The sequence below is a fragment of the Nitrospira sp. T9 genome, from assembly GCF_052156535.1.
GTDB lineage: Bacteria > Nitrospirota > Nitrospiria > Nitrospirales > UBA8639 > Nitrospira_E.
This window is the reverse complement of record NZ_JBQKUP010000036.1, coordinates 1-22354: the sequence shown is the minus strand read 5'-3', so window position 1 is coordinate 22354 and position 22354 is coordinate 1. Positions and strand designations below refer to the sequence as shown.

Here is a 22354-nt window from a genome sequence, read left to right as displayed (position 1 = left end):
AAAATGGTTCATCGGTTCTTGAAGAAATCCGGCCGTCACGCTATGATCATCTTTTAGAAGAAAATATTCGCATTCAACAAATATTCGTTCCTCGGTAGCTCAGTTGGTAGAGCGTTCGGCTGTTAACCGAATGGTCGCAGGTTCGAGTCCTGCCCGAGGAGCCAAATTCATGGGCTCCATGTTTAGACCGCCATTTGTGCATCCCGTATGACCGTGTGTAGACGTTTTCTTTGTCACCTCCATCCAGCCTAACCCCTCTTTGCTGACCAGTCCTAACCCGGAGTCCTATCCAATATAGGGGGCAGAACGTCATCCCCATCCTGGCTATTTGCGCCTATACAAGCTTGGCTATCAATCCATCGTATGAGTCTGTGAATCAGTGAAAATTCCATTGGTCTACATGAGTCGGTTTCCAGGCTTGACCAAAAGGGATCGAACAGAATGGTATTGTTGATACCTCCGACGAGGGAAATAATCTCCTAGATTTTTGCAGCGCCAAGAAAATCTGAGAGTTCATGTCGGTCCAGCATACCATTTTTGGTGAAATCCCAGCGAGGCTCACTTGAATACCCTTTGCTTTGAGATCTAACCAGGTCATAGCAATTTGGCCTAATCCAGAATTACTAATCAACGCCACAGGATTAAGATCCAGCCCCAGCTTAGTGTATCCATCCAATAGGATCTGTTGGATTCTAGCCTCGAATTCTTTTTGAGCTACCCTATTAAACTTCCGTCGGAGAGTGAGGCGCCAAAAGTCCTTTGGGATTTGCAATTCGCCTTGCATAATCATCCTTCTCTAACAGGACATATGGATTTGCAATCTAGGCCTTTAGGAAGACTGGTGATGAGGGCTAATGGGTCTTTCCACGGCAGGTTCTGTTCCCACCGCTGTTCCCACCGGGCCCGGTCATATTTCTGGTGGAGATATCGACCGAGAGAATATCCCGTGTATCACCGTCGCTGAATTTGGCCAGGTCAAAGTTAGGCCAGAACTGTCCGTGGGAAATTGAAGTGAGAGCCCAGGGTGTGTCAACAAAGATGACATGGCCGTGAGCAATGGGCAACGGGTGCGTGATGTAAAACTGGATGCCGTTCATCCAGGCGACATTTTTTGCCAACTCAGATAGATGGCTCAGGCACGGGTAAACTTCCTGAATCCTCAGGTTGATCAAGGGTGCTATCCGTTCAACAGGGAGTGCCGCTACAAAATAATCGCTTGTGAACCAGGAGGTCCATGCATGACATGTGGGGACAAGTTTCGGGGTTATTCGACTCTTCGAGGAGGATTTTGTGGATGTTGTCTCATCATTAGACCCAGGAGCCATGAGAAGGAATACGTTGAAATCATGAGGAAGATTTGGCAATCCTGACGATGGTCCCGGCAATGGTCACCAGTTTGATCGAGCAAGCATGTATCCCTGAAGAGGCTAAGTGGATAGTGGTTGCCAGGCACAAGGGTGTTGTCTTTATTGAAAATTTTTTGCATGATGGCTCCATTTGAAAACTTACAGTGCTGCTGTCAGAATTATTGTGCTTTTTTTTGAAGTAGCGCTAATCCCTGCTCAATCCAAGGGAAGAATGACTCGCCAGGAAATTTCCTGTCATGGTGATGTACAAACAATCGATTAAAAAGATCCCACTCTTTTCCGAATTAGCGGATCAGGAACTCAATCTGTTGGCCGCTTCTGGGAGTCGCCAAAAGTTTCCTGACAAAAATGTGATATTTCAAGAAGGCGATTCAGGCGAAGTATTGTTCATTATTTTGTCAGGCAAAGTTAAGGTGCTGTTAACCGGGAAAAACGGGCAGGAATTTATCCTCTCGCACTTAGGTCCAGGGAACTTTTTCGGTGAGATGGCCATCCTGGAATCGGCTCCTCGATCCGCATCAGTGATAACGGTGGAGCGGAGTGAATTTTTTTTATTGGGGCGGAAGGAATTGACGGAACTTTTAAAACACCATCCAGACATTGCCATGAAAATCCTCAAAAACCTTTCCCAACGATTGCGAAAAGTCAGCGAACAGGTTCGCAGTCTCGTCATGTTTGATGTGTATGGGCGTGTGGGTCGATGCCTGCTAAATTTAGCAGAGTTCCAGGATGGAGTGGAGACGCATGGACAATTATTGATTTCCAATCGCCCATCCTTCCAGGAATTAGCCAACATGGTAGGATGCTCCAGGGAAACCTTGAGTCGGACCCTAAAGGCTCTCAAAGAAAACGGAAGTCTGACGGTTACCAGAAACACGATCTATATCAATAGATTATGGGAATAAGACCCTACCAATTTGGTTTGGTGATATTGATGATTTTAAGGAAATATGTCGTTGACGAAGTGTGAGGAGAGTCACACCAAGAATGTGATGAATATCACAGACAGGAGGCCTGGAATGGGATAAATTAAAAAATAGAAAAGATCCTCTGATTGCCTTTCTCTCGGGGAGGTGTTTACCCCCATAAAATTCCACGACTTGAAATTGGTCGCTCATCCCTTCTTTTTTTGAGCACACTAGTAAGGCAAGTGTATGGGGCCTTGCTGTCATTCAAGGGATTTTTTGTGAACATTCGAGTATTGGGAGCCCATGGGTCTGATCTGCTTTTGAATGGACCGACCAGTCAGCATATTTGTCGAAGCGTGGGGTTTTTGGTTAATGAAGAATTGATGGTGGATGCTGGAACATTAGCATCAGGACTCACGTTAGATGAGCAAAAACGGATCACACATATCCTCCTGTCCCACTTGCATTTAGATCACGTAAAGGGCATTCCCCCACTTGTTGATAATATGTCCGGGCGGGTGGATCATCAAATCGTGGTAGCAAGTTTACCCTCGGTTTTAGTTGGACTTCAGAAGCATGTCTTTAACGATTTGGTATTTCCGAATTTCTTCCATCTTCCAGAATCTCAATATTCCATGTTACGAGGCGAGGAGTTGGAGCCCAAACGGGAATGGCGCTTGCCTGGAAGGCTTAGAGTAACCCCCATTCCGGTTAACCATACCGTCGAAACCGCAGGCTTTATTATTCAGGATGACGAGGTGGCCTGGATTTATAGTGGAGATACCTATGTGACGGAAACCATCTGGCAAGAGGCCGCTCGGATACCGAATTTAAAAGGAGTCTTTATTGAGGTATCCTTTCCCGATTCAATGAGAGATATGGCCTATCGAAGTAAACATCTCACGCCAACTCTTTTAGCCCACGAATATCAAAAAATTGGGAAACCTGATCTGCCCTTATATGTCTACCATATGAAGCCTACCGTACGAGACCAAATCATTGATGAAATACGCCATCTGGACATCCCCCACGTCACGATATTGGAAGAAGGCCAGGAACTGAAATTCTAGCCATGACCTTTTTCTTTTAACTCTTCTGTTCCTCACGTTTATTTCCCAAGCGTAACCCGCCTCTCAGACTATCGCTTTAACGTTGTTTGATCCTTCTTCCTGCAAACCTCCAACACCTCCGACCATCCCAATACCTGCGGTGGAACCTACGATGTTTTTATTTTTCTCAGAAAAAGAATCTCAATCCATCAGTCCTGTCCTGAATAATTTTGGAGGGACCATTGAGCATTCGGATTTCAAGTCAATACATCTACCTAAATGATTTACTGCGGAAAATTCAAAGACAAAAAGTGTCCAACCAATAAATGTATCTAAATAGATAATTTATGTATCCAAATGGATACCCTTCCGTGGTGCCTGAAATGGCATAACAACAGTTGAAATATTTGGAAAACGGAAATATCTGTTTTCAGCCAATTGGTTATCTTCAAGGAAATCTGTAAGGGCACCCAACTTACGGATGGTATTGAAGTTGCCTCAATAATGACCACAAACGTGATCAAAATCACAAAAATATGAGACCCAATCATTTTCCTGGCACGATCTCCCAACCCATGAGAAAGGATTCTAGGTGTTGTGACATATATGGAGAGAGTAGCTTCGTCGCGTGTTTCTGAACACGCAATCGTCTCTTTCTAATGAACCCGCCTCTCTGGGTTTGGTTCCATGTTGTGGCCAAGGAATTCATGACAAAAGAAGTCGGATTCGGAGGTAGGTAGAAGGTGTGGAACACGGATGTTTCCTCTTCCTCACCAGCTTTAAACTTTGAAAAACAGGATTCTTCAAGTCGTTGAGGCATAGGAACAATTCGATGACCCGTCGTGGAGAAATGTGAGTGAAGGAACCTGCCCATGCAACAGGAAACCGTCATTTTTAACCGACAGATCATCCGTCTCTGCAAAGGTATTCTCAAAGCATGGGAACAATGGGTGGATGAAGTCGAAAATGTCAAAAGCCACAAAGGGCGAGGCGTTGAGACCAAAGATTTGGCGCCACAAATTGTCGGAAAAAAAGAAGGAGATCCAATGGCAGAACCATGAACCCGTAACGACTTTAACCTTCGTACGCTTTCTCCCCTCGCGTCATTCGACGCCTCGTGTCGTCAAAGCCTCCGAATCCAAAGCACGGGATCCTTCCTAGAAGTTCTGAGAAAAAAGGAGTGAAATACTGTATGGATATTCTCATGCAAAATTCCCCGGGTCTCGCTCACCAACACATCGTAAGACGAGAACAAAGAATGCATATACATACAATAAATACGGGTGAAATATGACCATGAACGCGGTCCCTGTCTGTTCCCCATGGCTATTGTGCATCAGCTTCTTGGCTGTCGGGCTTACCACGCCGGTCACATCGGTCGCGGAATGCAATCCGGTTGTGGCGACGGTCGTGGCCGTTCAGGGCAGAGTGGAGGTGCGCCGGGTGAATGTCGAGCAATGGCGGCCGGTGAGTCTCGACGATATCTTCTGTGCCGGGGATCGCATTCGTGTAGGTGATAGAAGCCGGGCGGATATCGCCCTCGCCAATCGAGCGGTACTCCGGTTGACTCAAAACACCGCTATCACTCTGGGAGGAATTCAAAAAGAAAAGACAGTTCCGGTCTTCCTCATCGAAAGTGCCACCGATGTTTTCACCCGTGGCATTCGCGCGATAATGGGAGGATTGGTTGGGATCAGAGACACTCAAACGGAAATCAGCATCTTTGAGGGGAAGGGTGTGGTCGCCAAGGATGAGGGAACGTTTTCTCTCACCGGGCGGGAATCGGTCGTTTCAGCAAAAGGACAAGCGCTGGTGTAACTACATGTCGTCATATCGGGTGATGGTCGTGATGCTGAAGAAGGGAGCCAAGAGGAATGTCCGGTAACCCAATGTCCTTTGTTCGTGGCTGTCTGCTTTGGGAATGCGTACTTTTGAAGAATTCGTTGAGGTGATCAAAGCACTTTCTTGTTTATTTATCGTCAAAGGGAAAGGTCAACCAGAAGGGTGAGAGGCAAATGGTGTTCAACGTGGAAGCAAACCATGCGTTGACCGGCTGTATGAAAATTTATGAATCATGTGGGTAGTCTGTATGGGATGGCTCACGAAACATCATGGGAGAAACATCTGTGGAATTAGAATGCAAATCCTCCTCGTTTCAGATGACGGTTCCGGATCGGCGTGAAGAACCTCGCCGGATAGAAGACCGACGATTGATACAGCGCAACCGGCAGTTGGAAGCGGCCTGCCGCATGACGGAAGTGCTTTTCCAAAATCTCAACACCGATGAGCTGGTTAAAAAAACACTCACCACGGCTCTGGAGGTTGTTGGAGCGGAGAGCGGATCCATTCTTCTCGCCAGCCAGGATTCTGAGGAGCTCATATTCCGGCATTCCATTGGAGCCAGCCCGGTAGAGGCCGGCACGGCCATACCATGGGACAAGGGGATTGCCGGCGCCGTGTTTCATACAGGAAACCCGATCGTGATTCCGGATGCCAAACGGGATCAGCGCCATTATGAAGCCATCGATGTGTTAACCGAACACGTTACACGGGATATGATCGCTCTGCCCTTAAAGCGATGGGAAGGAAAGCCTATCGGTGTGTTGGAAGTCCTGAATAAACGCGAATCGCTTCTTGATGAAGAAGACGTGGCCATCCTGACAATTGTGTCGGCCCTTGCCGCTAATTCGATTGAGCAATCCCGTCTGTATCGAGAAGCGAAGCTCGCCGGCATCGTGCGAATGTTGGGTGATGTCAGTCATGACATTAAGAATATGTTGATGCCGGTGTTATCGGGGGCCCAATTATTGGAGGATGAATTGGACGAGCAATTTCCTCATTGGATCGACGTGAAGGTGAAAGGGGCTGAGACGAGTTATGCCAACTGTCAGGAACTCACCAGGATGATTGTGAATAATGCCAGGCGGATACAACGGCGAGTGCGGGAAATTGCCGATGCGGTCAAAGGTGTCACGAGTCCACCCCATTTTGCCCCCTGCCAGATATCCACTGTTGTGAGGGCCGTGTTCGCAACCCTGAAAACCTATGCGGCGGAGCACGCGGTCTTCCTTGAAACCGACGGTCTGGACACACTCCCTGTCATTGAAGCGGATGAACACCGTCTCTTTACTGCTTTTTATAATCTCATCAGCAATGCCATTCCGGAGATTCCCGGAGGAGGGGTGATTTCGGTTTTCGGAGAGGAGGACAATCCAGGGGTGGGAATTCTCGTCACTGTTTCGGACAATGGCCGGGGCATGTGTCCCGAAGTGCGGGATCACCTTTTTCACTCCGAGGCCATCACCACCAAGCGGGAAGGGACGGGGCTGGGGACCAAAATTGTCAAAGATGTGGTGGATGCCCATGGTGGACGCATTGATGTAAAAAGTGAGCTGGGTATGGGCACAACGTTTTATCTGCATCTTCCTGTGCACCCTCCTCCACCGAGATTGTGAAAATTGTTCCGACGGTTGGTCTTCAATTGTGAGAAGGGGTGATTGATGCGTGCTTCTCAGAGGCCGACGGAGATGGAGCTGATGAGATAGGTCGTTCAGAAATGCCCACATGGAGCAGTGGGTACTGACGGTTCTGGTGGTTTCTTCAGGAATGAGATTCCCGGAATCTGAAGAGAGGCATTCGTGGCCAAACTCGTTAAAGCCGGTTTGTTTGGTCTGCTCATTGGTATCGTTGGGGTTGTCCTCAGTGCTGTCCCGCTTTCTCGCAGTATTGAAGAAGATGTTGGATTAGGTCTCTTGTTCAAATTGCGAGGTGTCAGGCCGCCACCGACTGACGTGGTGGTCATTCGTATTGATCATGATTCTTCAGCGCATTTCAATGTCTCAGACAATTCCGATGAATGGCCTCGCACTCTTTATGTATACGTTGATCGCCAAGGACGTTCCCATGGGAATGTGGGCAGAAGCCCGGGCTGAGGGCGATAGCATCGTGGAAGTCTCCAAGCCATTTGCAGCCTTTAAGGAAGCGGCCGCCGGAACCGGGCCGTTTGTGCCTTCAAGAATTCCGGTTAAGGTGTACCAGGATTGGACGTTTCAACAAGGAGCGGGCGAAGTACCAACCTTTCCCATTCTGGGACTCCAATTGTTTTTTTTACCCATCTATCAACAATTTATTGAGCTCCTTGAGCAGGTCCGCCCTAATTTAACCGGCCAACTTCCCAAGGATTTTGAGTCGGCACGAACAAGCAAAGGGCTGGTGGAGTTGGTGCGGAATATCAGAGAACTCTTTCAGAAAAAAAAAACAGCCCTGATTTTGTCTGATCCTGATTGCCCCCTTCCTCCTGGATGATCCCTTAAAGGCCCTACAAGCTATTTTTTTGAAATTTTGCTACGCTTTTCTAATAACCCCTTAAATGTGATACCGCTATGGTGAAGAATTGGTCAAATTTGACATCATTGGGGAACGAGCTGTGAATCCCTCGACCCAACTGGATCGTAAGGAGCGGGAACTGGATGCCGCCCGGAGAATAAGCCAGGCGCTTTTTCAGCATCTAAGCGTGGAAGATGTGGTGGAACAGGGATTAAAGATAGCCTTGGAGGTTGTGAACTGCCGGGCCGGTTCCGTGTTGTTGGCCAATCCGGAAACGAAGGAATTGGTGTTTTACCATTCAATTGGTGACCAACCACTCAAGTCCGGAACGGCATTTCCATGGACGCAAGGCATTGCGGGATCGGTTTTTGCCACGGGAGACCCTGTGGTGATTAAGGATGCGAAGGAGGATCAGCGTCACCTTGAGGAAATCGATCACCTAAGCGGATTCCAGACCAGGGACATGATTGCCATTCCTCTGAACCGATGGGAAGGACATCCGATAGGCGTCCTGGAGGTGATGAACAAGCGGGAGGACAGGTTAAATCAGGAGGACGTGGCCATCTTAATGATCATCGGGGCTTTCACGGCACTGGCCATCGAGCAAGCGCGATTATTTCAGGAAGCCAAATTGGCGGAAGTGGCGCGAATCCTGGGAGACATTGGGCATGACGTGAAAAATATGCTGATGCCGGTCCTGTGTGGGACGTCACTCCTGAGGGATGAGATGAATGACGTCTTCGCCGATCTGCCAGCGTTTGATCCTGACAAAGGCCGGGCGAGCTATGAATTATGCCTGGAAGCCATTGGGATGGTGGCCAATAACGCCAAGCGGATTCAAGAGCGCGTAAAAGAAATTGCCGATTGCGTGAAGGGTTTGATGAGCCCTCCACGCTTTGCCCCTTGTAAGCTTCACCATGTGATTGCTTCGGTGTTTGATACCTTGAAGCTGGCCGCTCAAGAAAAAGGGATTTCTCTGGCTCATGAAGGAATTTTGGAATTGCCGGTAATGCAAGCCGATGAATCCCGGCTGTTTAATGCCTTCTATAACCTTGTCAATAACGCCATCTCCGAAGTTCCCCAGGGCGGGTCTATCACGATAACAGGACAAATGGAGGCTATGGGACAGACGGTTCACGTGTCCGTGATTGATACCGGGCGTGGTATGCCCGCCGAAATTCGAGATACGTTATTCACGGCCAGGGCTATAAGCCGGAAGCAGGGTGGGACCGGATTGGGAACAAAAATTGTCAAGGATGTCATCGAGGCGCATTCGGGAGTCATTGCGGTTGAGAGTGAAGTGAATAGAGGCACCGTTTTTCACATTCATTTGCCCATGGAAGTGCCGACCACGTTTTCTTCGGATCAGGTGTCTTCTTAAACCTTTTGAAAAACGGGTACGAAGCGTGAACAATGTTCTTCCCGTTCATGGCACCATCCTCAGCATGTACTTGCTTGTGATGACAAACAAAGCCTAGCAGATATCTTCCCGTTTTCTGGTTCATTCATATCGTGCCTGAGCTGTGAAGGGGGTTTCTGTGGGCCATTCACCTCTTCGTTCTCCCGCCTTTCAAATCGGGGTCATGACTCTCCTGGTTTTTCTGGGTGTCATGGGGCTTCGGTGGGAAGGCTTTCTGGAAAGCGCGGAACTGGAGGCCTACGATTGGTCAATGCGTCTTCGTCCGACCGACACACGGCCGATCCCCCCGATTACGCTGGTGTCGATTACGGACCAGGATATTCGAACATTAGGGCATTGGCCGGTAACGGATGAAGTCCTTGCCCGAGCCTTGGACATCATGACGGCACATCACCCTCGAGCAATCGGAGTGGATATCTATCGGGACTTGGAAGTGCCGCCCGGTCGACAGGAATTGGACCGGGTACTTGGGGCGCATCCGGAAATTCTGATGGTCATGAAATTCGGAAAAATTGAGAAGGGGGGTATTCCCGGTCCGGCCATGTTGCAAGGCACGGATCGTGTCGGGTTTAACGATGTGGTCGTCGATTCCGGCGGGATCGTTCGCCGTGGTCTCTTATTCCTGGATGATGGGACCAATTTCTATCGGTCATTTTCTTTGCTGCTGGCCCTTCAATATTTACAGCAGGAGAAGATCGTCCCCAAGCCGGCCGTTGAGAATTCTAATTGGTTGCAACTTGGGAAAACGGTCATTCGCCCTTTCGAAGCCCACGATGGGGGGTATGTGGAAGCCGATGCCCAGGGGTATCAATACCTGTTGAATCTTGAACGGGAGAAGAACGTCTTTCCGACCATTTCCTTTGGAGCCATACTGGAAGGAACGTTCAATCCGGAACTCCTTCAGGACCACATCGTGCTTGTCGGAGTTATCGCCCAAGGCGTCAAAGATTATTTTTATACCTCACAATGCAGAACTCTCACGGTGTGTCCCCCAATTCCCGGACTTCAACTGCATGGATATATGGTGCACCAACTGCTCCGCCTAGCGAAGGGAGAGGGCCAGGCCCCCATTGCGACATTTCCAGATTCCCTGGAAACAGTCTGGATCGGGCTATGGGTGCTCGGGGGCGGATTCATCGGCGTGTGGGTTCGAGGTGCCTGGCGTTTCTCTCTGGCTGTGCTCATGGGGATGCTGCTGCTAAGCGGAGTGGTGGTGGGCGGAATGATGTATGGGACGTGGATCCCGTTTATCCCGCCGGTCATTGGATTGGTGGTCAATGCCATGGTGGTGACAGCCTGGCTTTCGAACCGGGAAAAGCAGGACCGGGTGCTCCTGATGTCGCTTTTTTCCCGGCATGTCTCTTCAGAAGTGGCTCAGGCTGTCTGGGAGAAGCGAGAACAATTTTTGGAAAAGGGCCGGTTGCGCCCACAAAAATTGGTGGTGACGACGTTGTTTACGGATCTAGAAGGGTTCACGACCGTGGCAGAAAACATGGAACCCGACACGGTACTGGACTGGCTCAATACTTTCATGGAGCGCATGGTGAAAATTATTACCAACCATGGCGGGATGGTTGATGATTATCATGGAGACATGATCAAAGCGGATTTCGGGGTATTCCGGTTGGGACAAACGGAAGCCAACAAGCGGCAGGATGTCAACAATGCCGTCAGTTGTGCCGTGGCTCTGGAACAGGAAATGCGACATCTCAATACTCAATGGCAGCAGCAGGGGTTGCCGGAGGTGCGGATGCGGATAGGCATTCAAACGGGGCCGGTGGTCGTCGGAAGTCTGGGCAGTGAACAACGATTGAAATTTACGACCATTGGAGACTCCGTGAACATTGCCTCTCGATTAGAAAGTTTCCAAAAAGACTCGTTGGAGACCTGGTCCAATGGTGAGGTCTGCCGGATCCTTATTGGAGAGACGACCAAGCAATACCTCGGAGACCATCCATGGGGAATCAAAGAAGTCGGGGTGATCACGCTAAGGGGGAAAGCCAATGGCATTTCCGTTTATCGGCTGTTCACAAAGACGGGCAGTCCGGAACCATGTTCGGTGACGTCCATCGAACAAGCCAGAGGATAGGTCATGGGCCTGGGATTTTGGTCAGAGGGTAGCCTACCCAGGTAAACGCAAAAAGGCGCGCGCGGGGCGGGTAGTTGCCTTCTCCATTCACACCTGGTCATAATGTGTACAGTTGATGCTCCCTCCTGTCCAGCGATGTGGGCTCAAGGGAATTTTCAGGAACACCGCCATGGCGAGTCGATCCGGAAAACAGGAAATTCCTCACAAGAGAATAGACCTTCCTGAAACATTTCTGCTTCAGATCAACCAGGAGCAGGAATTACTAACCTTGTTACAACTCATTGAAAAAGAATCACGCCGGGTACTGCAGGCGGAGGGGATCAGTGTGTTTCTGCTGGATCGGAAGGAATGTGAGCTGTGGTTTCCCCTCCCTGTGGGCGGGCGGGTATTACGCCTGGATGCACGCTTAGGAATTGCGGGCGCCTGTGTGGCGACGGGAGAGTTGATCAATGTCAAAGATGTGCAATCGGACTCAAGATTTTTTTCCGGCATCGACGCACAAATGAAGCGGCAGACGCAGACCCTGTTGGCGCTACCGGTTCGGGACAGAACCGGAGACATCATCGGCGTCTTTGAAGCCGTGAATAAAAAGGGCAAGGACTTTTCCGCTCAGGATGAAATGGTGGCTCAGGCGTTGGTTGATAGCATCGCTATCCCTCTTCAAAAATTCCATGTCATGGAACAATTGCGGCGGGAACGCGAACGGTTGCAACAGGAAAACGCGCATCTGTGGAAAGAGGTTGAAGGACAGTACTCCACGAAAAAGCTTATGGGAAACAGTCTGCCGATGCAGCGACTGATCAGAATCATCGATCAGGTCCGGGATAGTTCAGTGGATGTGCTTATTACCGGAGAAAACGGAACGGGAAAGGAATTGGTGGCCAAAGCCATTCATTACAATAGCCCGCGAGCCCGTCAACCGTTTGTCGCGATCAATTGTGCCGCCCTCCCCGAAACATTAATCGAAAGTGAATTATTCGGCATCAGCAAAGGCACCGCGACGGACGTAGAGGCCAGAATAGGCAAATTTGAACAGGCGAATAAGGGCACGCTGTTTTTGGATGAAATTGGAGATCTGGGCGTAAGCGCCCAGGCCAAAGTATTACGGGTGCTGCAGGAGCGGGCCGTCGAGCCGGTGGGAAAGCGAGAGTCGGTTCCCCTCGATATCAGAATCATTGCGGCCACCAATAAAAATTTAGAAGCCGCTATTAAAGCGGGCACGTTTCGAGACGATCTCTACTACCGTCTCAAAGTCGTGCATGTGCATACGCCGGCCTTACGGGAGATCCCGGCAGATATCCCCCTGCTCGTCAATTATTTTCTGGACCTTTACAGCTCGCAGATGGATCGACACAGGAAAAAACTGTCCGCCAAGGCCATGGAGCGATTCATGGAATATTCCTGGCCGGGAAATATCCGGCAGTTAGAAAATGAAATCAAACGATTAATGGTCATGGTTCGTGGCACGACGATACAGGAGGAAGCGCTCGAAGAAGGTATCCGATGCCCTGTTCAAACGACCGGAGGCACCATAGATTCGAAAGGCCGGAGTCTCCATCAAGCCGTCGATGAATTGGAGCAACGCATGATCAAGGAGACCTTGTTGGCCTGCCGGTTCAATCAGGTCCAAACGGCCAAACGGTTAGGCTTAAGCCGGCAGGGACTCATCAAAAAAATCAAACGTCATAACATTCAGGTCAACCACTTGCGCGATGAAGTCTACGAATCCCCCTGATCACCAAATTGCTCTTCGACGGGTTCTCTTAAGATATCACCCAGCCTCACAAGATCACTCTTCTCTCTTTCTCTAAAAATTCATCAAAAGCGATAGCCCATTCCCTCGGCTAAAAAGGAAGTCCCGCTTCAAGGGGGATTGATGCGTAAGTCTTAGTTTCACTTCCACTTCGATGGTCATGCGGCAAATGAAAAATTCAGGGTAATAATGTTGATTTTCGGGTTTTACGCAATATAGGTGTCCAAGACCATTCTCTCTTGTTGAATCAAAATCATTGTGTATCCAATCAGGGCGATTATGTTGATGTTGACACCGAGGGTTATTTCTGATAATCTCTCCTTAAATAAGGAGACTGAATCATGAAAACCATTGACGCTTTTGACAAGCAATTCCCCACCGAAGATGCCTGCAAAGCCTTTCTCGTTGCGGCTCGGTGGCCTCAAGGCGTGCAGTGCCCTCGATGTCATGGAAAAGAGCGTATTTACCATTTAGCTTCAAAGCCATTTCATTGGATCTGCAAGAATATCGGGTGTGGTGGAAAGAACGGCTATCGCTTTTCGCTCTTTACTCACACCATTTTTCAGGGCACTAAGATCCCACTCATTCAATGGTTTAAGGTGGGCTACTTGATGCTGGTCGCCAAGAAGGGCGCGAGCGCCTTGCAGTTGCACCGTGTCATCTTTGGTGAGGACACTGGCTCTGACTATCGGACTACTTGGTATATGTGTCATCGGTGGAGAGCGGCTATGAAAGGTGATGTGTTGCCATTAACCGGAGAAGTCGAAGTGGACGAAACCTATGTAGGTGGAAAAGATAAGAATCGCCATCGCAACAAACGCGTTGGTATATCTGGCGGAACTGGCAAAGTTGCCGTCATTGGCGCTATCTCACGAAAAGGGATGGTCGTCACCAAGGCCATTGAGCGTACCGATTCGGCTACGCTTCAAGGGTTTATCCGTGAATCCGTGGCCGATAATGTGTCCTTAGTTGCCACTGACGAACATTCAGGCTATCGCCTGTTAAAGAAAAAGGGCTATCCCCATCAATCGGTGTCCCATGCTAAAGGTGAATATGTGCGTGGCCATGTCCATACTGCTAACCTTGATAGTTTTTGGTCCCTGTTTAAACGTGGGATCATGGGGAGTTTTCATCATGTCAGCAAGCAATACCTTCCCCTCTATCTCAATGAGTTTTCATTCCGGCACAATGCTCGCCATAGTCCCGATGCGTTCGTTGATTTAATTACGACGAGCCACTACTAGACGAATTGACATTGCCTCATTACAATATAATGGTGGATACCATCCCGCCTACAAAGGTCAAAGACGCCGACCTCAAAAAAGCGATCGAACACGCCGACATCGGTAAGTTTCAAGAAGTGCTACAGAAGTCGTTTGAGAAAGTGCTGATTCCCAACAAGAAACCAGCAAAGAAGAAGTGAACAACACCTCGTTGTCACAACTCTTTTTCTAGGTACTTCTCAAGCCTTTCGAGGATTTCTGATCCTTTTAAATATTGATTCTGGTGGTCTGTATTAAATGGCCGTATGCCTACATCTCTATTAATTGCTCCTAAAACTTTCAGGTAATTCATTAAATTTACAGAAACAATGCTTGATTGCCTTAATACTGAATCCCGCCAATCATTAAACCTTGTTGCCCAGTTATCATATTTCTCTTGATTTGATATGCCACGTTCGCTTAATAGGTTAAGCCCAACCCTTCTTAACTCCCACAATTCATTTAGCGCCTGCTGTCTTTTAGCTTTGTCATCTAAGGCATTTGTAAGTTCTCTTATTTTCAGAACTCTTTTATGGTCAAGATACGGAGGCGCTGACACCAGGCTATCAATAAACAATAAAATAGCACTCAGCACAGCCCCAATAAGCCCATATGAAATAAAAACTTCCATTTCCTGTATTGCTGCTTCCAATCCGAATCTATAAACGTGAATAAATGAGCCAAAGACAAACCCAATTAGCACTGTCCAAAGACCACCGTTGTGCCATCCACATCGATGAATGGTTTGACGCAATGACCATTTGATTATTTTTATCCAATATTTAGCCCAAGACATCCGGCCATTGTACGCTTTTCCTCTTATAGCTCAAGCAGTTATTTATTATTATTGCCTTGGCCTAAGGAAGACGTCTCTGAAGGTTTCAAGATCTTCCCGATTGGAACGGGAAATATTGAGTCTTCCTTCTTTTAAAAGCACTTGTAATAACTTTCGTATCGGGCGCTCTCCGCCATCAATATATTTATTATGAATATCTTTTCGCCCTTCATAAGCTAATATATCTGCGGCCTGCAATGGGCAAAACTGGACACTATTAGCAAAGGTTGCGGATACAAACCTATGACCAATTCCACAATAGTCGTTTTCTCTAATATCATTAAAATGTTCAGTGGCCGCATAAGAGACCTCATTATTGGTGTCGAAAATACAAGCGATTGGTTCATGCAATGAAAGATTTTTTGTCCAATAGGCTATATCAATCAAAGCATTCTGAAGCATAAACAAATACCATCCTCGGTTTTGCCTGTAGGAGTCTAAGAAATGGGGCATGACAATTTCATTCCAATCTTTCACAGCCAATGACTCCACCACACCATACGAAATGGTTTCATTGACGATACCAGCCAAACTTGAAATGAAAGCTTCTCTGGCATCTTTATTTAAATGCCTGTAATCCTTACAGTCAGGGCTTTCAAAGTCGGTCATATGAAAATATGGAAGGTTATGGCGTGGATGAATGGGAGCCTTCACCAGATAAAGCTCCTTCATCCATTCTTTTTCAAAATCCTTCCACTTCCTCTCAGAGGCAACCACAGCCCCAAGACTTACCACAGGCGAATGGTCAGGTTTTCCGCTCTCATCGAAATAGGCAAACACGACAGCCGAAACCCTTTCGCGGGATGTAAATGGATGAGCCGCCCGAATAATCTGCTTAACGACAGACTGGGCAATCGTATCCTTTAGGGGCTTAGGTGTCAACATCAACATAATCGCCCCAATCAGATATAACGTGTATCTGATTAGATACGCGTCCTACACTGAATAGGAACAGGCCCTAGACTCATAGCAATCATGATATTAAAGAAAATGCCTATGGAATGGGGGATGAGGGAGATTAGGAGGGAATATTGGAGGTTAAGGCCGAATGCGGCACTGCAATTGCTACTTAAATTGGGAACTATTCAGAATCAAAAAGAAAGGTAAAAGAAAAAAACATGAAATAGGCTGGACTTGATAGGAAAAGCAAGACGGTAATGAGGATGAAAGGGAAATTTTTAAGCAAAAACATTTTTATACTTTTCGGGCATTCGGAAAATTAGAATTCATCAAGAATTATGGCGCCCAGGTGTTGATAAATATGCAATTGTAAAAGTCGAAGACCATGACCAATTCAATAAACATTGGCTTGAGAAAAATTGTGGTATGTGCAGTTCTCTTGGGCCTGGGCTTTGTATTATTACAAGGCTGTTCGGGGTCGTCGTTATCGATAAAAAGAGACGTAAGGGTTTTTGTACAAAAAAAAATGGAAGAAAATTCAGGCCCTGGAGTTAAACCTCCATTGCCCGATGATGCCGGAAAGTCTCCAATTAATATTGATGCGATTCCTAAGGGAGATCCCTGTCTAGTCTCTCCGTTCGGTCCATCCTGCCCTTTACCAGACTCGATTCAACAAGCTTGTCCGGCGCGGCCTATTCTTGATTCTTACTCACTTGTTGGCCAAGAAACGGGTAGTTGGTGTTGGGCAGCCAGTGTTGAAGGTCTAGGAGAAGCCCATGGACGGGATATAAAACAGTGCCGGATTGTTACAGATGTTAAAGGCGTTGCAGTTGATTGTTGCGATCCGGGAAGCCAAAACGACCTCAGATGCTTGAAGAGTGGCTGGCCCCACCAGGCCTTTAATCATCCTACCGTGAGGCTTACATGGGATTATGTATTCGAACCGCTTTCGGTGGAACAGCTTGCTCATTTACTTTGTGAGTACGGCCCTATCAGTTTTGTCATTCGTGCGGATGGAGGTGGGGGGCATTCTTTTGTGGTATTTGATCTGGTATCGGAGGAGGCCAATAAATGGATGGTTTATGTAGATCCTGAATTTGGTGACTTCGGTGGTCAGACGAATCTAGTAAGACAGTTCACCAAATGGTCCTATGAGGCTTTTCGCGATGGGGAATTTCTCGACTGGAATTCCACAAATAGCCAGCATTATGTTGACTATATAAATATTCAGAAAAATCCCTAAATTTCAAAGACAATCTTATGCGAGTAAATGGGATAGCATGTTTCGGTATTTTTCTTATGGTCCACCTTTATTATGACTGCACAATAAGCAATGCTCAAACGGGGCAAGAAATGGCAAGAAATGGTTCTTTTGCGTATACCCTGAAAAAGGAAAAAGTAACACAAACACAAGAAATGATAGCGACCAAATTCAAGTCTCTTTTTTCTGTATATGCGAAAGAACAAAATGAAGAAAAAACTCTACCTTTCTCAAGACAGGAAGCACGACAAAAAGCAAGACGGGAAAATATTGTAAGGTCAGGATTTCAAAATCTAGCTGAATTAGAACACGTTAAAGTAATCGAGCCTTTGGTGGTTACGTCTATTCGATTGGATGAATTGAAAAATTATAAGTCCGGTGAAACTGACCCGAGGAACCTCATTCGTAAAAGTGACACCGCGATTTTTCAGGTGAAAGGGGTTAATGATCCATACCAAAATAAGAAAACGGTTAGTCAAACCTTTGTAGTCGTAGTACCTGAAAAGGACGGAAACGGCCATGATTCACAGTTTCGGATAATCCAATATGGGCCATCCACAATCTATGGGTCATTATTTGAGGCCAGGAGGGAAGTAGAATCGAAGGAATCTCAAGTATTTATCGTATGGATCCCAGCCATGACCCAATTTCTCTTAGGTGAGATTACTACAAATCAGGAATTTAAATTAAAGGTCATGGATAGTGGTATGAAGAATGATGAATTTTCGAATCAGTTTAAAGGGAAATTTGCTCCTGCCCGTGAAATTTTTGATGCCTTAGCAAAAGAAGTCAATGATAAAGAATATGATTATCCACCGTGGGATTTAAAGGCTAGGCCCCAAGCAAAACAAAATCCCTAACCAAAGGGAGGAATTCTTGTGATGTCTAATCTGACTGTGATCCACCGTTATTGGACTGCATTAATTTTTGTATTTTTGTTCGCATTTCTTCTCCAAGGGTGTGCTGCTATGACACCCCCTTCCTATGATGGATCCGTAACAGTAATCGTAGGAGAATGTCCAAATGGCATTATGGGGACAGGGAAGGACGATGGTGTGACTGGTTGTCCTTCGGTCAATTACAATGGATCCGCAACGGGTTTCTGGCATGCGGAAAATGATAAGACCATTCTAGCGTCAGACAATAAAACCTGTTCAGCATCTGGAAGTAGAAAATGTCAAAATTCCCAGATGTGTTGGAATTCTGGCCAAAATAAGCTGGATAATTGTACTACAAACTATTGGGAGGCTAACGGAGGAAGTTGCCTCTGCACTTGTGGCAAACTGTAGGAAATCTCCAAATGCAGTTAGCCTTGAGTATATTAATGAATCATGTTTTTCAATCCGGTACCGTGAAGGGGCAGGAAATAATAATGAAATTATGGGAATAATCAGGGCAATTTTCCCGGCCTTACAACATTTCAGGAATACCCTTATGAGAAGAATCTGATATGTGGTTCCCAGCGTATGTAGCTCATCAACCTCGATGGCGTCTTTTTCCTCAGTCGATTCTCGCGGGATTTTTCCTGCTATCTGTAGCGTTTTTCGTTTTTTGTGCATGGGGAAATTCGCAGGCTCAGGTAACGATGATTACAGGGGACGGAACAATGGGAACGAATGTTCCGACCGGGTGCAATGCGTGCAACATCACCGGTGGGACGCGTCCTGGTAATGGGTCCAATCTTTTTCATTCTTTTGATAAGTTTAATGTAGGAGCAACGGGAGTAGCCAATTTTCTTAATGATTCCGGAAATCCGACGACCAACATTCTGAGCCGTGTGACGGGTAGTGACGCCTCGAACATTCTCGGAAAGATTCAGACCGAAGGGTTTGGCAACGCTAATCTGTTTCTCATGAATCCGGCTGGGATCGTGTTTGGAAAGAATGCTACTTTGAATGTGGGTGGTGGTGCCTATTTCACCACGGCAGATTACGTGAGGCTTGCCGACGGTGTGCAATTCACCGCCATGCCCAGTGCGCAAGATGTGCTGTTGAGTGTGGCCCCGGTTGCCGCATTCGGGTTCCTGGATACCAATGCCGGCGGCACGATTTCGGTTAACGGGAGCGAGTTGTCCGTAGGGGACGGACAAACGCTCTCGCTCGTTGGTGAAGATCTCACGATCGGAAATAGTGCCCTCAGTGCTCAGGGAGGGCAGATCGCCATAGCCAGTGTGGCCTCTCCTGGAGAAGTGGTGGCCGATACCTTCGCCAGCGCTCCCAACGTCAATGGGGAGTTGTTCACCATGATGGGGACCATTGTTCTGTCGGAGGGAGCGACGCTGAATGTTTCCGGGAATGTGGACGGTGGGGATGCCGCCGGAACGGTCATCATTCGAGGAGGTAATTTAATGATGACGAATGCCACGATCTCTGCTGATACGGGTGAGAGCGACGGTGCAACAACGGCTGTGAGTATGCAGCTCGCCGGTGATCTAGCCATTGAAACTAATTTAGACGTTCCCACTATTTCGGCCAGAAGTTTGGGGGATGGTAATGCCGGAGAGGTTCAGATTGAATCAGGAAATATGTCGGTGATGGTGACGAGTCCGGATCCCTTGAATGTCATTGCTACGGGGACATCCGGGACAGGAAAGGCCGGTAATGTCAGTATTACAACTGGAGGCATTGCGTTTCGCGGTGATCCTGATGGGTCTTTTTCATATATCGATAGTAGTACCGGAAGTGATGGGCCGGGTGGGAACATCAACATAAAGGCGGACAGCTTTTTCATGGAAAATGGTCGACTTTTGACGGGGACCAATACTGATTTTATCTTCCCTCCGATGGGGCCCTCCGGCAATGTGGCAATTTCGGCGGACACTTTAGAATTAAATAGTGCTTCAATCTCCACGGAAACGTTTTTTTCCAAAGGTGGTAACGTCACGATCAAGGGCAATAATATAGTACTGAAAAACAGTCCTATTTCGGCTAGCGGACCTGTGCAGAGTGGGGGAATCTCCATAGACGCAGATTCCGTGGTAGCCATCGGTTCACGCTTAGAAAGCTTTATTCAAGGAGCCATCTTAGGGCCCATTGACGACAACCGTGCCCCGTCTGCCGGCATTTCCATTGACGCCAATGTGGTGGAGTTGAAGGAAGGCAGCCAATTGATTACCAGCACACTTGGTCTTAGTGATGCGGGGCCCATCAGGGTGAACGCAACCGATTATCTAGGAATTTTAGGTAACCTAGTGGAGATCCAGCCCAGTGGAATCTTTAGCAATGCCTTGGGGTTTGAAGGTCCGGGGAAATCCGGCAACATCTCCATTACCACCAATCTTTTGGAAATGACAGGCGGTGGTGTGATCAACACTGCGACCCAAGGCAGTGGTTTGGGTGGAACTGTCACTATTGCTGCCAAGAACGTTTCAATTAGCGGGCAACAGGAATTTCCCCCGGTTGAACCCGAATTAGGGCTTGGTGGCATACTGGCCAGTGGTATTTTTACGTCGACCTTGGGCGATGGGACTTTTTGTTCTGGCCCCTGTGGTGAGGCAGGAAAAATCGTGATTGAAACCGGTTCCCTTAATTTAAGTGAAGGGGGAGCGATCAATAGTGGGACGAGAGGCGGGGGAGGGGGTGGAACGATTTCCGTAAAGGCATCCAACAATATTTCTATCGCTGGGGTTTTGGATGATGGCAGGCCTGGGGGTGTATTCAGTCAGGCCACGGGGCCGGAGTTCGGCGCGGGAGACGGAGGTGCCATATCGTTGGTGGCAGACCAGAATTTCACTCTCAGTAAGGGGGCCACGGTCTCAGCGAGCAGCGACGGTCCGGGCAATGCCGGAAACATTAATATCACCGGCCATGACACGGTTCTGATCAACAAGGCCACCGTGACCACGGAAGCGGATCAAGCCTCGGGTGGCAATATCACACTCACCGCTAACGAGATGATTCAACTGGTCGACAGCACCATTTCCAGCTCGGTTAAAGGTGATGAGACCACGGGTGGGGGCAATGTCACGTTAGATCCGGATTTCATCATTCTCCAAAACAGTCAGATCCTGGCCAAGGCGGTGGACGGTCAGGGTGGCAATATTTCGTTAATTGCGAGCAAGGCGGTCTTATTGGATGCGCAGAGTACTCTGGATGCCTCTTCGCAAACGGGCATCAGCGGCTCGGTCACGATTGAGTCACCCATTCAGGTGCTGAGTGGGACGATTGCGCCTCTGCCCGATCAGCCGGTGAACGTGGCGACACTCTATGCGTCCCGCTGTGTGGCGGGAGAGGGCGGCCACTTTAGTACCTTTGTGGATTCCAAGTCCGACAGTGTGGCACCCACGCCCGGCACATTCTTAGCCAGTCCATTTCTCCCCCAAGTGAGTTCATCCCCTGCGGGTGGGTTGGGTCATGCCGACCCGCCCGCAGGGATCGCGGAAACAGGCCATGCTGCTTCAATCCAGGTAGCAATATATTCCACGCCCGTGCTGTTTCAGCATGGAAATGGCATGTTTTCGGCTTGTCCTTGAATGCTATTGTGGGACTTTAGAATATCCCTACTGTTTAACTCCTCTCGTCTGAATTAATTTCTCGAGCCTTTCCCGACATCGTCCTGCCTGGATGTTTTTGCACAGCCATGATTCGAAAAACTTGTCATGTCCGCCAGTTATTGCTGAAAATCTCTCTTGGTTACGGGTCGGATGGATTTTGCTAAGGACCGGCAGGGATAACGAAGAGGGACGGGAGTGAGGGAAAGAGGAGAAAGATGCCATGCAGAACACTGTCATTCGTTCCGGTTTGATAGAAAAAACACCCAGGCTACTGCCAGTCCGATCACGCAGCTTATCGAAATTCCGAGGGAAATAATTTGATAAAGCTCATCGATTTGCATGATAGAAACCTTATAACCGTTAGAGAGAAGGCTCTAATTGAATTTCTGGTGTATCCTTCTGGTTACTTCTCTTTAAAGCAACCGTGATGCCGTTTCGGCGCGAGAGCCATGTTGTAGTTTGTCATGAATGAATCCAACGGTTTATGAACGAAATAGCAATGCCAACCGCGAATTCGGCATTCAATTCTGTTTGTCTCCCTGAACACGAGGTTGTCATATATGGACTCCCCCTTGTTTGCAAGCAGGAATTTATTCTGATGAGAGAAGGGTCTGCGGTCATATATCCGGCTTCGTGAGGGAACGGTCTTCGTTCCGAGCCATGATGGTTGTCGCGCGGCAGCTCCTCTGCAT

At 48.0% G+C, this 22354-nt stretch carries 18 protein-coding genes and 1 tRNA gene; 15 read left to right on the top strand and 4 right to left on the bottom strand.

All coding sequences use genetic code 11. The features are described 5' to 3' along the window. Positions 1-88: 88 nt before the first annotated feature. A tRNA-Asn gene (locus ACTRXD_RS11955) sits at positions 89-164 on the top strand. Between the two features lie 212 nt (positions 165-376). On the opposite strand, the gene ACTRXD_RS11950 is transcribed toward ACTRXD_RS11955, so the two are convergent. Then, the gene (locus tag ACTRXD_RS11950; RefSeq protein ID WP_442432038.1) at positions 377-784 is read right to left on the bottom strand and encodes an STAS domain-containing protein; all 408 of its coding nucleotides are present in this window, start codon (positions 782-784) and stop codon (positions 377-379) included. Positions 785-1603: 819 nt separating this feature from the next. On the opposite strand from ACTRXD_RS11950, the gene ACTRXD_RS11945 reads away from it, so the two are divergent. From ACTRXD_RS11945 to ACTRXD_RS11895, 11 genes are all read left to right on the top strand, one after another. Beyond that, positions 1604-2272, top strand: coding sequence for a Crp/Fnr family transcriptional regulator (locus ACTRXD_RS11945; protein WP_442432037.1), 669 nt, complete (start codon positions 1604-1606; stop codon positions 2270-2272). Positions 2273-2553: 281 nt separating this feature from the next. After that, positions 2554-3345, top strand: a complete 792-nt coding sequence (locus ACTRXD_RS11940) for an MBL fold metallo-hydrolase (protein WP_442432036.1) — start codon at positions 2554-2556, stop codon at positions 3343-3345. An 851-nt stretch (positions 3346-4196) separates the two neighbouring features. Beyond that, positions 4197-4385, top strand: a complete 189-nt coding sequence (locus ACTRXD_RS11935; RefSeq protein WP_442432035.1) for a hypothetical protein — start codon at positions 4197-4199, stop codon at positions 4383-4385. 235 nt (positions 4386-4620) lie between these two features. Then, complete coding sequence (locus ACTRXD_RS11930) at positions 4621-5142, top strand: hypothetical protein (protein WP_442432034.1); 522 nt, start codon at positions 4621-4623, stop codon at positions 5140-5142. A 293-nt stretch (positions 5143-5435) separates the two neighbouring features. After that, on the top strand, positions 5436-6779 hold the full coding sequence (locus ACTRXD_RS11925) for an ATP-binding protein (protein ID WP_442432033.1): 1344 nt from the start codon (positions 5436-5438) through the stop codon (positions 6777-6779). Between the two features lie 183 nt (positions 6780-6962). After that, entirely contained in the window at positions 6963-7256 is a 294-nt protein-coding gene (locus ACTRXD_RS11920; RefSeq protein ID WP_442432032.1) for a hypothetical protein, read from the top strand. Beyond that, on the top strand, positions 7228-7629 hold the full coding sequence (locus ACTRXD_RS11915; protein WP_442432031.1) for a hypothetical protein: 402 nt from the start codon (positions 7228-7230) through the stop codon (positions 7627-7629). The genes ACTRXD_RS11920 and ACTRXD_RS11915 overlap by 29 nt, the downstream gene beginning before the upstream one ends. A gap of 88 nt (positions 7630-7717) precedes the next feature. Next, complete coding sequence (locus tag ACTRXD_RS11910; protein WP_442432030.1) at positions 7718-9031, top strand: GAF domain-containing sensor histidine kinase; 1314 nt, start codon at positions 7718-7720, stop codon at positions 9029-9031. A 157-nt stretch (positions 9032-9188) separates the two neighbouring features. After that, positions 9189-11159: a CHASE2 domain-containing protein gene (locus ACTRXD_RS11905; protein WP_442432029.1), complete on the top strand. Its 1971-nt coding sequence runs from the start codon at positions 9189-9191 to the stop codon at positions 11157-11159. A gap of 169 nt (positions 11160-11328) precedes the next feature. After that, on the top strand, positions 11329-12894 hold the full coding sequence (locus tag ACTRXD_RS11900) for a sigma 54-interacting transcriptional regulator (RefSeq protein ID WP_442432028.1): 1566 nt from the start codon (positions 11329-11331) through the stop codon (positions 12892-12894). A gap of 359 nt (positions 12895-13253) precedes the next feature. Continuing rightward, positions 13254-14156 carry an IS1595 family transposase gene (locus ACTRXD_RS11895; RefSeq protein ID WP_442432027.1) on the top strand — a complete coding sequence of 301 codons (903 nt, stop codon included), beginning with the start codon at positions 13254-13256 and terminating at the stop codon, positions 14154-14156. Between the two features lie 193 nt (positions 14157-14349). Here ACTRXD_RS11895 and ACTRXD_RS11890 read toward each other — a convergent pair whose 3' ends face one another. After that, positions 14350-14970 carry a hypothetical protein gene (locus ACTRXD_RS11890; protein ID WP_442432026.1) on the bottom strand — a complete coding sequence of 207 codons (621 nt, stop codon included), beginning with the start codon at positions 14968-14970 and terminating at the stop codon, positions 14350-14352. 48 nt (positions 14971-15018) lie between these two features. Next, positions 15019-15894, bottom strand: coding sequence for a DUF3800 domain-containing protein (locus tag ACTRXD_RS11885; RefSeq protein WP_442432025.1), 876 nt, complete (start codon positions 15892-15894; stop codon positions 15019-15021). Between the two features lie 400 nt (positions 15895-16294). Here ACTRXD_RS11885 and ACTRXD_RS11880 point away from each other — a divergent pair, with 400 nt between their 5' ends. Beyond that, positions 16295-17152, top strand: coding sequence for a papain-like cysteine protease family protein (locus ACTRXD_RS11880; RefSeq protein ID WP_442432024.1), 858 nt, complete (start codon positions 16295-16297; stop codon positions 17150-17152). 17 nt (positions 17153-17169) lie between these two features. After that, positions 17170-18030, top strand: a complete 861-nt coding sequence (locus ACTRXD_RS11875; protein WP_442432023.1) for a hypothetical protein — start codon at positions 17170-17172, stop codon at positions 18028-18030. A gap of 294 nt (positions 18031-18324) precedes the next feature. Here ACTRXD_RS11875 and ACTRXD_RS11870 read toward each other — a convergent pair whose 3' ends face one another. Next, on the bottom strand, positions 18325-18729 hold the full coding sequence (locus ACTRXD_RS11870; protein ID WP_442432199.1) for a hypothetical protein: 405 nt from the start codon (positions 18727-18729) through the stop codon (positions 18325-18327). Between ACTRXD_RS11870 and ACTRXD_RS11865 the strand changes: the two genes are divergently transcribed. Next, entirely contained in the window at positions 18621-21641 is a 3021-nt protein-coding gene (locus tag ACTRXD_RS11865; RefSeq protein WP_442432022.1) for a two-partner secretion domain-containing protein, read from the top strand. The two genes, ACTRXD_RS11870 and ACTRXD_RS11865, sit on opposite strands and share 109 nt — an antisense overlap. Positions 21642-22354: the final 713 nt, after the last annotated feature.